The sequence below is a fragment of the Lysobacter sp. Root983 genome (genome assembly GCF_001429345.1).
Classification (GTDB): Bacteria; Pseudomonadota; Gammaproteobacteria; order Xanthomonadales; family Xanthomonadaceae; genus Lysobacter.
This window is the reverse complement of record NZ_LMJO01000001.1, coordinates 319,744-334,160: the sequence shown is the minus strand read 5'-3', so window position 1 is coordinate 334,160 and position 14,417 is coordinate 319,744. Positions and strand designations below refer to the sequence as shown.

Here is a 14,417-nt window from a genome sequence, read left to right as displayed (position 1 = left end):
CGTGGATAAGGGATCTAACGAGTTCGGGCGCTGTCGGTGAACGCGCCGCGGCGATCAGTAATGCGGCGGCGGCGGCTCGCTGGCGGCGTCGTTGCCGAGCGGACCGCCGCTGGACATGGCCATGCGCAGCTGGCGCAGTTCCTCCAGGGCGCGGTGCAGCAGCAGCGTGGTGCGCGTTTCCTCGTCGCGCGAGGCGGCGAGCGCGTCACTGAGTTCGAGCAGGGCATGCTCCTGGAACGCGAGCCGCGTCTCCAGGTCGATCAGGCGCCGCTCGACCTCGGCGCTGGCGGTGTCGGCGCTCACGGCGTGTCCAGCCGGATCGAGCGGCCGCGGCCGATGCCGTAATAGGCCAGCCCCGCCGACTCGACCTCATCGGGATGGTAGAGGTTGCGTCCGTCGAAGATCACCGCGTCGGCCAGCGCGTTGCGCACGCGCGCGAAATCGGGGCTGCGGAACTGCTTCCACTCGGTGACCACGACCAAGGCGTCGGCGTCGGCCAGGGCCGCGCGCGAGGAATCGCACAGGACCAGATCGTCGCGCTCGCCGAACACGCGCTGGGCTTCCTCGGTCGCCTCGGGATCGTAGGCGCGCACCTTGGCGCCGGCCTCCCACAACTGCGCCAACAGGCGCCGGCTCGAGGCCTCGCGCATGTCGTCGGTGTTGGGCTTGAAGGCCAGGCCCCAGACCGCGAAGGTCTTGCCTTTGATGGCGCCGCCGTAATGGCGCTGGATCAGCTCGAACAGGTGGCCCTTCTGGCTGTCGTTGACCGCCTCCACCGCATCCAGCAGACGCGCGCTGTAACCGCTGTGCTGGGCGGTACGCGCCAGCGCCTGCACGTCCTTGGGGAAGCAGGAGCCGCCGTAGCCGGCGCCCGGGTAAATGAAATGCCAGCCGATGCGCGGATCCGAGCCGATGCCCTGGCGCACCATCTCGATATCGGCGCCGACTTTCTCGGCGATGTTGGCGATCTCGTTCATGAAGCTGATCTTGGTCGCCAGCATCGCGTTGGCGGCGTACTTGGTCAGCTCGGCCGAACGCACATCCATCACCACGATGCGCTCGTGATTGCGGTTGAACGGCGCGTACAGGCGCTTGAGTTTCTCCACCGCGGCCGGATTGGATGAACCCACCACGATGCGGTCCGGACGCATGCAGTCGTTGACCGCATCGCCCTCTTTCAGGAATTCGGGATTGGAGGCGACGTCGAATCCGACTTCGACCCCGCGCTGGGCGAGTTCGGCGGCGATCGCGGCCTGGACCTTGTCGGCGGTGCCGACCGGCACGGTCGATTTGTTGACCACCACCACCGCGCGTTCGATATGCCGGCCGATGGTGCGGGCCACCGCCAGCACGTACTGCAGGTCGGCGCTGCCGTCCTCGTCTGGTGGCGTGCCGACGGCGATGAAGATCATGTCGCCGTGCGCGATCGCGGCGGCGGCATCGGTGGTGAAGTGCAGACGGCCGGCGGCGTGATTGGCCTTGACCATCGGCTCCAGGCCGGGCTCGTAGATCGGAATCACGCCCTGGTTCAGGCCTTCGACCTTGGCCGCGTCGATGTCGACGCAGACCACGTCATGACCGACGTCGGCCAGACAGGTACCGGTGACCAAGCCCACGTAACCGGTGCCGAAAATCGTAACGCGCATATCGGGCTCTCTTGTTGCGTTGCGTTCGTGCCCGGCGAACTCCGCCGCCGGGCACGTGTGCGCGCGAGGCGCGGCGGCTTACTTGCCGGGCTTGGGACCGCCGGCGCCGAGCACGTCGAGCAGCTCGACCTCGAACACCAGCACCGAGTTCGGCGGAATCGGACCGCCCGGGGTGCCCTTCTCGCCGTAGCCGAGCTTGCTTGGGATCCACAGCTTGTACTTGCTGCCGACCGGCATCAGCGCGATGCCTTCCTGCCAGCCCGGCACCACCTGCTGCAGCGGGAACTCGACCGGCTGGTTGCGCTCGTAGGAGCTGTCGAACTCCTTGCCGTCCAGCAAGGTGCCCTTGTAGTGCACGCGCACCATGTCGGTGGGCTTGGGCTTGGCGCCCTTGCCTTCGGTCAGCACCTGGTACTGCAGGCCCGAAGCTGTGGTCACCACGCCCGGCTTCTTGCCGTTAGTGGCCAGGAAGGCCTCGCCGTCGGTGAGGTTCTTCTTGGCCTCGGCCATCATCTTGGCGATCTGCTTGGCCTGGATCTTCTGGGCGAAGCTGTCGCGCACTTCGGCGGCCTGCTTTTCGTCCATCAGCGGCTTTTCACCGGCCAGGGCGGTCTTCATGGCCTTGTTGATGGTGTCCAGGTCGATCTCGTCCTTGGCCATCTCCAGCGACTTGGCGATGTCCAGGCCGATCATGTAGCTGACCTGCTCCTTCTCGGTGGCCAGGCCGGGGATGGCCTTGACCTCGCCCTTGCCGTCGGCCTTTGCGGTTTCGGTTTTGGCCGCGTCGGCTGCTTTTTCGCCGGGCTTCTTGTCGCAGCCGGCGGCGAACAGAACCAACGAACCCACGGCGAGCGCGAGGGCGGTGTGGCGCAGGAAGGGCTTCATCAAACGGAACTCCTGGTGGGTGGGCATGCCTGCTCGGTCATGCCGTCTTGCAATCGGGGGAGCCGCCAAGTTGCCAGCGGCCGGCTGAACGTATCGCTTATCGCATGCCGCGCGTGTCCGACGCCGTGACGCCGGACACCTAGTCCTTACAGGATCTCGACCAGCTCGACGTCGAAGGTCAAGGTCGCGTTCGGCCCGATGCTCGGCGGCGCGCCCTTGGGACCGTAGGCCAGTTCGGCCGGGATCCAGAAGCGGAACTTCGCGCCCACGTTCATCATCGCCACGCCTTCGGACCAGCCCTGGATCACTTGGTTCAAACCGAAGTCGGCCGGCTGGCCGCGGTCGTAGGAGCTGTCGAACACGGTGCCGTCCAGCAGCGAGCCCTTGTAGTTCACGCGCACGCGATCGCTGGGCTTGGGACGCGCGCCGGAACCGGCGCGCAGCACCATGTACTGCAGGCCCGACGGGGTGGTGAACACGCCCTTGACCGCCTTGTTCTTGGCCAGGAAGTCGGCGCCGGCGACGCGGTTCTTCTCACCCGCGGCGGCCGCATCGGCTTCCATCTTCTTGCGCATGCGCTCGCTGAAAGCGGTCAGCACGGCCTTTTCCTGGGTCTCGTCGAGCAGCGGCTTGGCGTCGCCCAGCACGGTGCGCACCGCCTGCATCAGCAGCGGCACTTCGATTTCGGCTTTGATCGGCGCCAGCGAGGGGCCGACCATGTAGCCGCCGACCAGCTGGCTGACCTTTTCCTTGGCCACGGCCGGCGGAGCCGGCGGCGGCGTGCCCGGGGCGCTGCCCGGGGCGGGCTTGCCGTCGCGTGCGGCCACGCGCGCGCGCAGGGCCTGATCGGTGGCGCGCGCCTCGTCCTCGCTGATCAACGGCTTGCCGCCGTCGAAGCTGTTGCGCACCGCCTTCTCGAACGCGGCCATATCCAGATCGGGACCCACCGGCTTGATCGACTTGCCTACGTCCAGGCCGATCGCATAGCTGATCTTTTCGCGTTCGGTGGTCAGCACGGTCTTGTCCTGGGCAATGGCCGCCGCGCTGCTCAGCGCGACCGCAGTGGTGATCAGCGCGGCGGCGCCGCGCACAAAAGCCTTCATCGGGTCCCTACTCCTTTGTATTGGGAATGATTGACGCTGCGGATGCGGGCGCAAGCCTGCCATTGTCGCGGGCTGCGCGCCTATCGGCAATCGCACCGAAATTCACAGTATTTGCGCCAGCGCCTTGCTCGCACCGGATGGGCCGCTGCGCGCGCTCAACCGGCCTTCTTGGGGCGCGGTGCCTTCAGCGCGGCCTCGATCGCGGCCACCACGGTCGGATCGTCGGGCTTGATCTTGCTGCCGTAGCTGGCGATCAGCTTGCCGTCGCGGCCGATCAGGTACTTGTGGAAGTTCCATTTCGGCGCTTCGCCGGCGCTGCGGGCCAGATCCTGATACAGCGGCGTGGCCTGTTCGCCGACCACGTGCACCTTCTCGAACATCGGGAACTTGACCCCGTAGGTGAGCGTGCAGAACTCCTGGATCTGCTTCTCGTCCTCGAATTCCTGGGCCTTGAAATCGCCCGAGGGGAAGCCGAGCACGGCGAAACCCTGGCCCTTGTACTTGGCGTGCAGGCCTTCCAGCGCCTCGAATTGCGGGGTGAAACCGCACTTGCTGGCGGTATTGACCACCAGCAGCACCTGACCGCCGTACTGCCCGCGCAGGTTGACCGCCTGCTTGCCCGCCAGCGGGCGGAAGCTGCGGTCCAGCAGGCCGCCCGCGGCCGAGGCCAGGCCGGCGACCAGGAGCAGGGAAACGGCGGCGACGGCGGCCGTACGGCGGATGCGGGGGGCGATAGCGTTCATGGCGGGCTTCGGAGCGGGGCCGGACGGCCGGGTGGGCCAAGTATGACTTCAGTTGGGTAGGCCGGACTTGACCGGGCGTGTTTTGGTGTTATAGTTGCATACAACACCGGTCTACCAACGAGCAGGACGTTCGCCATGAACAGCAAGCTCCATAACTCGATTTCAGCCCTCCTGGTCAGCGGCGCCACGCTGGTGCTGGCCCTGGTGGCGGCGAACCCGGCCCTGCCGGAAGCTCCCGCCGCCCAGGTCGCGGCTGCGGCCGCGCCCCTGCCCTTGGATGCCGCCGCCATCGTGCGTCGCGCCGAGGCCCAGGCCCTGCGCATCGAAGCCCGCGCCCAGCAGGTCGAAAACCTGGCCGACGTCGCCGCCCTGACCGCCGAGGTCGCCACCGCGGTGGCCCTGGCGAACGCACTGGATAAAGCCTCTGCCGCGGAGCCGGCCGTTGACGCAGTACCGCACCGCAAGGCCCGGAAGGCCACGCGGCGCAATCGCCAGGCCTTAGTCATGCCTTATTTCTCATTCGCACCGCGGGGCTGAACCATGACCGCTATCCAATGGAGCGACGGCGCTCCCATCTATCGCCAGCTGAAGGAACGCGTCGTCGCCATGATGCTCGACGGCGTGCTCAAGCCCGGCGACGCCCTGCCCTCCGTGCGGCAGGTGGCGGCCGAGTACCAGCTCAACCCCATCACCGTCTCGCGCGCCTACCAAGAGCTGGCGGACGAGGCACTAGTCGAAAAACGCCGAGGACTGGGCATGTACGTCACCGAAGAGGCTGCCAAGAAACTGCTGCTGAACGAGCGCGAGCGGTTCCTGCGCGAGGAATGGCCGTTGGTGCTGGAGCGCATCCTGCGGTTGGGCCTGAGCACGGAAGAGCTGCTGACGGCGGGCAACAAGGCAGGTGCGCAATGAACGCCGACTCCCTCGCCAGCTCCGCCAATGTCGTCAGCGCGCGCGGTTTGCGCAAGGCCTATAAGAACAAGCTCGCGCTGGACAACACCGCGTTCGAGATTCCGGCCGGACGCATCGTCGGCCTGATCGGCCCCAACGGCGCCGGCAAGACCACCGCGCTCAAGGCCATCCTCGGCCTGATCCCGTTCGAGGGCGACCTCAAGGTGCTGGGCCGCGACCCGCGCACCCAGCGCGACGAACTGATGCGCGACGTGTGCTTCATCGCCGACGTGGCGGTGCTGCCGCGCTGGATCCGGGTCAAGGAGGCGATCGAATTCGTCGCCGGCGTGCACCCGCGCTTCGACCGCGCCAAGTGCGAACGCTTCCTCGCCGGCACCCAGCTCAAGCCCGAGCTGCGCGTGCGCGAACTGTCCAAGGGCATGATCGTGCAGCTGCATCTGGCCCTGGTGATGGCGATCGACGCCCGCCTGCTGGTGCTGGACGAGCCCACCCTGGGCCTGGACATCCTCTACCGCAAGCAGTTCTACCAGCGTCTGCTGGAGGATTACTTCGATGAGGACAAGACCATCATCGTCACCACCCACCAGGTCGAGGAGATCGAACACATCCTCACCGACGTGATGTTCATCCGCGACGGCAAGGTCGTGCTCAACAGCGATATGGAAGTGCTAGGCGAGCGTTTCGTCGAAGTGCTGGTCAACGCCGACAAGCTCGAACAGGCGCGCAGCCTGAAGCCGCTGGACGAACGCGCACTGCCGTTCGGCAAGACCGTGATGCTGTTCGACGGCGCGCCGCACGAACGCCTGGCGGAGCTCGGCGAAACCCGCACGCCGGGCCTGGCCGATCTGTTCGTCGCCACCATGAAGGGGACCTACGCATGAACGCGCTCGATATCAACGCCGACCGTCCGGCCCCGCGCGCCGTAGCCGCGGTCCATCCCACCCACACCTTCCGGCTGTTGCTGCGGCGCGAGTTCTGGGAGAACCGCGGCGGCTTCCTCAAGGCGCCGTTGATCGCCGGCGCGATCTCCCTGTTCCTGCTGGTGCTGGCGATCGTGTTCTTCGAGGCGGTCGCGCTGCCCAAGATCCAGGACCAGAACATCGAAATGAACGGCGGGCGTTTCGCCGTCAACGGCCTGGATCTGAATGCCCTGATCAGCAAGATGGATCCGGAGGACCTGCGCCACATCGGCCCGGCGATCGATCTGTCGCTGTACGGCGCCTCGCTGTGGCCCTTCATCGTGCTGGCTTTCGTGGTGTTCTTCTATTGCCTCGGCAGCCTCTACGACGAGCGCAAGGACCGCAGCGTGCTGTTCTGGAAGTCGCTACCGGTATCGGACGGTCAAACCGTACTGTCCAAGCTGGTGAGCGCGGCGCTGGTCGCCCCGGCACTGGCCACGGCGGCGGCTATCGCGACCATGTTCGGTTATCTCCTGATCATGAGCGGATTCGTCATGCTGCACGGCGCCAATCCGATCGATCTGCTGTGGGGACCGGGCAATCCGCTGTCGGTGGCCGCCACGCTGATCGCCGCGATCCCGATCTATGCGCTGTGGGCCCTGCCGACCATCGGCTGGCTGATGTTCTGCTCCGCCTGGGCCCGTAGCCTGCCCTTCCTGTGGGCCATCCTGATCCCGGTCGTGGCCACCCTGCTGCTGGGCTGGATCACCTTGATGGGCGTGGTCGATGCGGACTCCTTCATGTGGATCCTGCAGCACGTGAGTTCCCGCTCCCTGACGAGCGCGATCCCCGGCACCTGGATGAGCGCCATCCCCGCTTCCGTCCTCAACAACATCGAAGGGCCGGACTCGGTCAGCCACCTGGTCGGTATCCGCACCATGTACTCGACCCTGCTGAGTCCGCATATGTGGGGCGGTGCGGTGGCCGGTGCGGCGATGATCTTCGCCTCGGTCCGTCTGCGCCGCTGGCGCGACGAGGGTTGACCCCGCGGCGCCGGGCGGACCGCACAGCGGCCCCGCCCGGCGCACGCTCCCAAGCGACACCTCGGCACCACCCGATTGCAACCCTGATCGCTCCCGCTGCATCCGAGTACGCGACGCCCGCCGCTGCGGCGGGTCAGACCCGACAGGAGTACGTGATGCGCAAGTCCATGCTCGCCGTCCTAGCCCTGCTGCCGCTGGCAGCCATGGCGCAGGACCGCAACTGCCAGCATTCCCAGGCCCGCGATCTGAAGCTGGACCTGGCCGGCGCCAAAGCGGTGGTCTTCGATATCGGCCAGCACGATCTGAACGTGGTGACCGGCAGCGAATACGCCGTCCACGGCCGCGCCTGCGCCTCCGACGCCAAGTACCTGCCCGAGCTCACCCTCACCCAGCACCGCGTCGGCGACAAGCTGGTGGTGGTGGCCCGGCGCAGCGAACGCAATTGGTTCAACCTCGGCGACCACTACGCCTACCTGCGCCTGGAAGCGACGGTACCGGCCGATCTGATGGTCCAGCTCAACGTCGGCTCCGGCGACGCGCGCGCCACCGGTGTGGCCGCGCTCAGCGCCGATGTCGGTTCCGGCGACGTGCGCGCCGAGAACGTGCGCGGCCAGGTCACCGCCGACGTCGGCTCCGGCGACATCGAGCTGGACAACATCGGTTCGCTGCACGTGGTCTCGGTCGGTTCCGGCGACCTCAAGGCGCGACGCATCGCCCAGAACGTCAAGGTCGGCGATATCGGTTCGGGCGACGTCGAGCTGCGCGAGGTCGGCGGCAACGTCGACGTCGACGAGATCGGCTCGGGCGACATCGATGTCGTCGGCGTGCGCGGCAACCTGCGCGTGCACGCGGTCGGCAGCGGCTCGGTCGACCACCGCGACGTCGCCGGCACGGTCGCCGTGCCGCGCGACAACGAATGATCGCGTTCCCCACCCACTTACGTCCTCGGGACTTCGCCATGAAACTCGCCACCGCCGCTTTCGCCTGCACCCTGCTCGCCCTCGCCCTGGTCGGCTGCGGCAGCCAAGACCGAGCAACGATCGGCAACAGCGTCCTCAGGGGCATCGAACTCGGCGACGACCGCATCAGCCTGCACGGCGGGCGCGAAGTCGCGGTCATCACCAAGCAAGGCGATCTGAGCATCGGCGGCAAGGCGGTGGCCTTGAATCCGGCCCAGCGCAGCCAGGCCCAGCGCCTGTACGCCAACGCGGTGGGCGTGCGCGACGACGGCATCGCGATCGGCAAGGCCGGGGCCGCGATCGCCGGCAAGGCCGTCAGCGAAACCATCGAGGGCATGGTCAAGGGCGACCCCGGCGCGGTCGGCGACAAGATGGACGCCGAAGCCAACAACATCGCCCAACAGGCCCAGCGCCTGTGCAAGCGCGTGGTCGAAATGCGCGCCGCCCAGGACGCGCTGGTCGAAACCCTGCCCGCGTTCAAGCCCTTCGCCACCCTGGACCGGGGCAGCGTGACCGACTGCAACGCTTAACCGAGTGCGGTGCCCGTCGCTTCTCCGGTGCTGCGACGGGCACCCGCTCGACCTGTAACGCATCTCCCTACGCCCGCCACGCGGGTCGCCGTCCGAACGCCATCGGAGGTCTCGTCATGCCCGCTCGTCGCTCGTTCACCCGGTTTCTGCCCGCCTGTTTCGCGATCCTGCTGCTGGCCGGCTGCGCCGGCCAGGCCGTACGCGAGCCCGCGCCCCTGCGCGGCCCGGCGCTGGACCGCGAAGTCGAACGCCTGATGCAGGCCGCGCGCGTGCCCGGCCTGGCGCTGGCGGTCATCGACGACGGCCGCGTCGTGCACCTGAAGGCTTACGGTTCGCGCGATCTCGAACAGCGGTTGCCGCTGACCACCGACACCATCATGTACGGCGCTTCGATCACCAAGGGCGAGTTCGCCTATGCGGCGATGTCGCTGGTCGAGTCCGGGCAATTGGATCTGGACCGCTCGATCGCGCAGTACCTGCCCAAGCCGCTGCCCGCGTATGAGAAGTACGCCGACCTGGCCGGCGACGAGCGTTGGCGCAAACTGACCCCGCGCATGCTGCTGTCGCACACGTCGGGCTTTCCGAACTTCCGCTTCTTCCTGCCGGACGGGACCTTCGACCAGAACGGCAAGCTCAAGTTCTATTTCGAACCGGGCGCGCGCTACGCCTACTCCGGCGAAGGCATCAACCTGATGCAGTTCGTGATCGAGGTCGGTCTGGGCATCGACGTCGCCGACCTGATGCAGCGCCAAGTCTACGATCGCTTCGGCATGACGCGCACCAGCCTGGTGTGGCGCGAGGATTTCGCCGACAACCTGGCGATCGGCTACGACCAGCAGAACAAACCGCTGGGCCATAAGAAACGCGGCGCGGTGCGCGCAGCCGGATCGATGGACACCAGCATCGCCGACCAGGCCGCCTTCCTGGCCGGGCTGGTCCGTGGCGAGGGGCTGAGCGCGGCCGGCAAGGCCGAACTGCTACGCCCGCAGATCGCGATCGATTCGGTACAGCAGTTCCCCACTCTGTTGACGGACACGACTCAGGACAACCGCGGCATCGCGCTGTCCTACGCCCTGGGCTGGCTGACCTATCGCGAGCCGCAAGGCCAGGCCTGGGCCAAGGGCGGCCACGACGACGGCACCAACAACCTCGCCCTGTGCGTGGCCGACGGCCGCCGCTGCATGGTGATCCTGAGCAACAGCTCCAACGGCGAAGGCCTGTTCAAGTACCTCGCCGACGCCACCCTGGGGCCGACCTGCCTGCCCTGGTTCTGGAACGGCTACATCCCCTACGACCACCCGGAATGGCGCGAACCGGCCGCGCGTGCGCAGCCGCATCCGGCGTGCGCGCCGCTGCCGCGGCCGTAATCCCGCCCGGACTCAGCCGCCGCCACCAGCGCCGGCGTGGATGCCGCCGCGGGTGAGCGCGGCCGGATCCAGCAGCCGGCGCAGTTCCTTTTCGGACAGGCCGGTCTCGGCGATCGCGACCTCCAGCACCGGCCGGCCTTCCTTGTAGGCGCGCTTGGCGATCGCGGCGGCCTTTTCGTAACCGATGATGGGATTGAGCGCGGTGACCAGGATCGGGTTGCGGTCCAGCGCCTCGCGCACGCGGTCCTCGCGCACCTTGAGCCCGGCGATCGCGCTGTCGGCGAGCACACGCATGGCATTGGCGAGCAAGCGGATCGAATCCAGCAGGTCGTAGGCGATCAGCGGCAGCATCACGTTGAGCTGGAAGTTGCCGCTCTGGCCGGCGACGGTGATCGCGCCGTGGTGGCCGATGACCTGGGCGCAAACCATGGCCACGGCTTCCGGGATCACCGGATTGACCTTGCCCGGCATGATCGAGCTGCCCGGCTGCAGCGCCGGCAGCTCGATTTCGCCCAGGCCGGCGAGCGGGCCGGAATTCATCCAGCGCAGGTCGTTGGCGATCTTGCTTAGCGCCACCGCCAGGGTCAGCAGCTGGCCGGACAGCTCGACCGCGTCGTCCTGCGCGGCCAGGCCTTCGAACTTGTCGGTGGCCGACTCGAACTTGCTGCCGCCCAGCGCCGACAGCGCGCGCGCCATGGCCTTGCCGAAACGCGGATCGGCGTTGATGCCGGTGCCGATCGCGGTGCCGCCGATCGGCAAACGGCGCACGCGCTTGAGGCTGTCCTCGATGCGCGCCTGCGCCGAGCCCAGCTGCGAGGCCCAGGCCCCGAACTCCTGGCCGAAGGTCAGCGGCATCGCGTCCATCAGATGGGTGCGGCCGGTCTTGGTGACCTTGGACAGGGACTTGGCGCGGCGTTCGATAGTCTTGCGCAAGTGCTTGAGCGCGGGCAGCAGCGATTCGGTGGCGGCCAGCTTGGCCGAGACCCGGATCGCGGTCGGGATCACGTCGTTGGAGCTCTGCCCCAGATTGACGTGGTCGTTGGGATGGATGGCGAGCTTGCTGGCGCGCGTGGCCAGGGTCGCGATGACCTCGTTGGCGTTCATGTTGCTGGAGGTGCCCGAACCGGTCTGGAACACGTCGATCGGGAACTGGGCGTCGTGGCGGCCGTCGGCCACTTCCAGGGCGGCGTCGCGGATTGCCAGCCAGTGGCCCTCGTCCAGCAGTTCGAGATCGCCGTTGACCTCGGCCGCGGCGGCCTTGACGTAGGCCAGGGCGCGGATGAACTCGCGCGGCATGGGCTGGCCGGAAATCGGGAAGTTCTGCACCGCGCGTTGGGTCTGCGCGCCCCACAGCGCGGCCGTGGGCACCCGCAGCTCGCCCATGCTGTCGTGTTCGAGGCGGAACGCCGCGGCCGGGGTCCGGCCCTGGCCGGGCACGTATTTCGCAGGCTTGCTGTTCGCGGCCTGGGCCGGGGTCTTGCGTCGGGTCGCCATTGCCAACTCCATTGCGTCGTGGGATTCGGGAGCGTGGCGGCGCGCGAGCCTGGCGGGCGCGCGAGCGGCCACGTCGATCAGATCGGGTGCGCCGTGCTCGCTTGCAAGAGCGGCGCGGCCGGCTGGCATCGGACAGCGCTGGCGGCCGTCATGATGGCCGCCGCGGCCTGGGGCGTCGAGTGCGGCCAGCCACGGCAGGCGCCATATCGCGTGGCCCGAACGGAGAAAACCGGCGGGCTGTTAGAATGTTCGACTGTTTCCCGCCGCCTCTGCCCATGTCCGCCGACCCCAACGCCCAGCTGCTCGCCCTTTCCCCGCTCGACGGCCGCTACGCCGCCAAGGTCGACGCGCTGCGCCCGATCTTCTCCGAATTCGGCCTGATCAAGGCCCGGGTCAAGGTCGAGGTGGAATGGCTGCTGGCGCTGGCCGAGGAACCGGGCATCGCCGAACTGGCGCCGTTCTCGGCCGCCGCCGCCGCGCGCCTGCGCGCGCTCGCCGACGATCTTTCGGTGGCCGATGCGGCCCGGGTCAAGGAAATCGAGCGCACCACCAACCACGACGTCAAGGCGGTCGAGTACCTGATCAAGGAGCGCCTGAAGGACGACGCCGAACTGGGCCCGGCGCTGGAGTTCGTGCACTTCGCCTGCACCAGCGAGGACATCAACAACCTCAGCTACGCCCTGATGCTCAACCAAGCGCGCCAGCACGTGCTGCTGCCGCGCCTGGACCAGCTGATCCAGGTCCTGCGCGCGATGGCGCACGAGCACGCCGCACTGCCGATGCTGTCGCGCACCCACGGCCAGACCGCCTCGCCGACCACCGTCGGCAAGGAAATCGCCAACGTGGTCGCGCGCCTGCTGCGCCAGGGCGAGACCCTGGCCGCGGCGCCGATGCCGGGCAAGATCAACGGCGCGGTCGGCAATTACAACGCGCACATCGCCGCGTATCCGGACATCGACTGGCCGGCGTTCTCGCAGCGCTTCGTGAGCTCGCTGGGCCTGGACTGGCAGCCCTACACCACCCAGATCGAACCGCACGACGGCATCGCCGAGATCTGCGACGCCCAGCGCCGCATCGACACCATCTGCGTGGACCTGTGCCGCGACATCTGGGGCTACATCTCGCTGGGCTACTTCAAGCAGGCGGTCAAGGCCGGCGAAGTCGGCAGCTCGACCATGCCGCACAAGGTCAACCCGATCGACTTCGAGAACGCCGAGGGCAACTTCGGCATCGCCAACGCGCTGTTCGAGCATTTCGCCGCCAAGCTGCCGATCAGCCGCTGGCAACGCGACCTCACCGACTCGACCGTGCTGCGCGCCTTGGGCACCGCCTTCGGCCACGCCCTGATCGGCTACGACGCGCTGCTGCGCGGCCTGGGCAAGCTCAGCGTGAATCCCGAGCGTCTGGCCGCCGATCTGGACGCGGCCTGGGAAGTGCTGGCCGAAGCCGTGCAGACGGTGATGCGCCGCCACGGCCTGCCCAACCCCTACGAGCAGCTCAAGGCGCTGACCCGCGGCCACGGCATCAACGAAGCCTCGATGCGCGAATTCATCGCCGGTCTGGAGCTGCCGGCGGAAGACAAACAGCGCCTGCTGGCGATGACGCCGGGCAGCTACAGCGGCCTGGCCGAACGCCTGGCGCGCGAGATCTAAGGCCGCCAGGAGCGCACGCGCCATGGAAGACACCCGCGGCTGGACCCTGGCCGAACACCGCGCCGACGACGGCCTGTCGCTGATGCGGCTCAAGCGCTTCGAGCGCGGTTTCGATTTCCGCGCCTACCCCGAACGCCTGAACCTGATCTGGGCCTACCAGGACGACCGCAGCGTCGACACCGCCTCGCCGGAGGAACTGGAGGCCATGCAGCGCTTCGAGGACCGCGTCTGCGAACGCATCGAAGCCGCCGGTCACAGCCTGCTGGCGATCGTGTTCACCGAACCGGACCATCGCGAGTACGTGTTTTACAGCCGCAATGTCGAGGCTTTCATCGGCGTGCTCAACGCGATGCCGCAGGAAGCCACGCCCTACCCGATCGAGATCGACCGCGAGAGCGATCCGGGCGGCGAGTTCTACCGCTCCTTCGCCGAAGCCATCGGCCTGCGTTGAAGCAGGCCCGCGCCGAGACCGAGCCATGACGACGACGATGCGCCTGCTGCTCAATCTCGACGTCCCCGACCTGGCCACGGCCGAAACCTTCTACGTCGCCGCCTTCGGCCTGCGTCCGGCGCGCCGGCTCGGCGATGGCGTGCTCGAACTCGACGGCGCGCAGGTGCCGGTCTACCTGCTGCGCAAGCCAGCCGGCAGCGTCGGCGCCAGCGGCTCGGCGCGCGATTACGCGCGCCATTGGATGCCGGCGCACGTGGACGTGGTGGTCGACGACCTGGACGCGGCGTTGACGCGCGCGCTCGCCGCCGGCGCGATTCAGGAAGGCGCGGTGCGCGAAGCCGACTGGGGCCGCATCGTGCAACTGGCCGACCCGTTCGGGCACGGCTGGTGCCTGTTGCAGTTTCTGGGCCGCGGCTACGACGAGATCGCAGGCTGACGCCTCGTCGGCGGGTTCTCCATCGCGCCCTCTCGATCGCCTCCTTTGCAACGGGGGGGACGCCAACCGTCGCCCCCTTTGCAAAAGGGGGCGGGCGCCCGATGTGAATCGATGTCGATTCTTTACTCGTGGCGCCGGGGGATTTGCTGTTGCTCGCGCAGAGCCAAAGCAAATCCCCCCTAGCCCCCCTTTTTCAAAGGGGGGAACGCCAATGATCGCCCCCTTTGCAAAAGGGGGCGGGCGCCTCCGATGAATCGATGTCGATTCTTTACTCGTGGCGCCGGGGGATTTGCTGTT

The 14,417-nt window shown here is 67.8% G+C and carries 16 protein-coding genes; 10 read left to right on the top strand and 6 right to left on the bottom strand.

What is annotated here, in order from left to right; translation table 11 throughout:
• Positions 1–54: 54 nt before the first annotated feature.
• From ASE43_RS01545 to ASE43_RS01525, 5 genes are all read right to left on the bottom strand, one after another.
• A complete protein-coding gene (locus ASE43_RS01545) occupies positions 55–303 on the bottom strand; it encodes a SlyX family protein (protein WP_057159229.1) in 249 nt (82 codons plus the stop codon).
• Positions 300–1,646 carry a UDP-glucose/GDP-mannose dehydrogenase family protein gene (locus ASE43_RS01540; protein WP_056174516.1) on the bottom strand — a complete coding sequence of 449 codons (1,347 nt, stop codon included), beginning with the start codon at positions 1,644–1,646 and terminating at the stop codon, positions 300–302. Before ASE43_RS01540 ends, ASE43_RS01545 begins: the two co-directional genes overlap by 4 nt.
• Positions 1,647–1,724: 78 nt before the next feature.
• Positions 1,725–2,558 carry an FKBP-type peptidyl-prolyl cis-trans isomerase gene (locus ASE43_RS01535; RefSeq protein WP_200943939.1) on the bottom strand — a complete coding sequence of 278 codons (834 nt, stop codon included), beginning with the start codon at positions 2,556–2,558 and terminating at the stop codon, positions 1,725–1,727.
• Positions 2,559–2,677: 119 nt separating this feature from the next.
• Positions 2,678–3,634 carry an FKBP-type peptidyl-prolyl cis-trans isomerase gene (locus ASE43_RS01530; RefSeq protein ID WP_056174514.1) on the bottom strand — a complete coding sequence of 319 codons (957 nt, stop codon included), beginning with the start codon at positions 3,632–3,634 and terminating at the stop codon, positions 2,678–2,680.
• Positions 3,635–3,789: 155 nt separating this feature from the next.
• Positions 3,790–4,377 carry a glutathione peroxidase gene (locus ASE43_RS01525; protein WP_056174511.1) on the bottom strand — a complete coding sequence of 196 codons (588 nt, stop codon included), beginning with the start codon at positions 4,375–4,377 and terminating at the stop codon, positions 3,790–3,792.
• 135 nt (positions 4,378–4,512) lie between these two features.
• Here ASE43_RS01525 and ASE43_RS01520 point away from each other — a divergent pair, with 135 nt between their 5' ends.
• From ASE43_RS01520 to ASE43_RS22075, 7 genes are all read left to right on the top strand, one after another.
• Complete coding sequence (locus ASE43_RS01520) at positions 4,513–4,914, top strand: hypothetical protein (protein ID WP_056174508.1); 402 nt, start codon at positions 4,513–4,515, stop codon at positions 4,912–4,914.
• A 3-nt stretch (positions 4,915–4,917) separates the two neighbouring features.
• Positions 4,918–5,289 carry a GntR family transcriptional regulator gene (locus ASE43_RS01515; RefSeq protein WP_056174506.1) on the top strand — a complete coding sequence of 124 codons (372 nt, stop codon included), beginning with the start codon at positions 4,918–4,920 and terminating at the stop codon, positions 5,287–5,289.
• Positions 5,286–6,170 (top strand): ABC transporter ATP-binding protein, encoded by an 885-nt coding sequence (locus ASE43_RS01510; protein WP_056174504.1) that lies wholly within the window; start codon positions 5,286–5,288, stop codon positions 6,168–6,170. The genes ASE43_RS01515 and ASE43_RS01510 overlap by 4 nt, the downstream gene beginning before the upstream one ends.
• Positions 6,167–7,231, top strand: coding sequence for a hypothetical protein (locus ASE43_RS01505; RefSeq protein WP_057159228.1), 1,065 nt, complete (start codon positions 6,167–6,169; stop codon positions 7,229–7,231). The genes ASE43_RS01510 and ASE43_RS01505 overlap by 4 nt, the downstream gene beginning before the upstream one ends.
• A 155-nt stretch (positions 7,232–7,386) precedes the next feature.
• Complete coding sequence (locus tag ASE43_RS01500; protein ID WP_057159227.1) at positions 7,387–8,151, top strand: DUF2807 domain-containing protein; 765 nt, start codon at positions 7,387–7,389, stop codon at positions 8,149–8,151.
• Between the two features lie 38 nt (positions 8,152–8,189).
• Positions 8,190–8,720, top strand: a complete 531-nt coding sequence (locus ASE43_RS22080) for a hypothetical protein (RefSeq protein WP_057159226.1) — start codon at positions 8,190–8,192, stop codon at positions 8,718–8,720.
• A 116-nt stretch (positions 8,721–8,836) separates the two neighbouring features.
• Positions 8,837–10,087, top strand: a complete 1,251-nt coding sequence (locus ASE43_RS22075; RefSeq protein WP_082607037.1) for a serine hydrolase domain-containing protein — start codon at positions 8,837–8,839, stop codon at positions 10,085–10,087.
• Positions 10,088–10,099: 12 nt separating this feature from the next.
• Here ASE43_RS22075 and ASE43_RS01485 read toward each other — a convergent pair whose 3' ends face one another.
• Positions 10,100–11,581 carry a class II fumarate hydratase gene (locus tag ASE43_RS01485; protein ID WP_082607036.1) on the bottom strand — a complete coding sequence of 494 codons (1,482 nt, stop codon included), beginning with the start codon at positions 11,579–11,581 and terminating at the stop codon, positions 10,100–10,102.
• A gap of 275 nt (positions 11,582–11,856) precedes the next feature.
• Here ASE43_RS01485 and purB point away from each other — a divergent pair, with 275 nt between their 5' ends.
• The 3 genes from purB to ASE43_RS01470 are packed head-to-tail and all read left to right on the top strand — an operon-like array spanning position 11,857 to position 14,120.
• On the top strand, positions 11,857–13,233 hold the full coding sequence (purB, locus tag ASE43_RS01480; protein ID WP_057159833.1) for an adenylosuccinate lyase: 1,377 nt from the start codon (positions 11,857–11,859) through the stop codon (positions 13,231–13,233).
• Positions 13,234–13,255: 22 nt separating this feature from the next.
• On the top strand, positions 13,256–13,684 hold the full coding sequence (locus ASE43_RS01475) for a DUF695 domain-containing protein (protein WP_056174494.1): 429 nt from the start codon (positions 13,256–13,258) through the stop codon (positions 13,682–13,684).
• A 25-nt stretch (positions 13,685–13,709) separates the two neighbouring features.
• Entirely contained in the window at positions 13,710–14,120 is a 411-nt protein-coding gene (locus ASE43_RS01470) for a VOC family protein (protein ID WP_235568624.1), read from the top strand.
• Positions 14,121–14,417 lie beyond the last annotated feature (297 nt).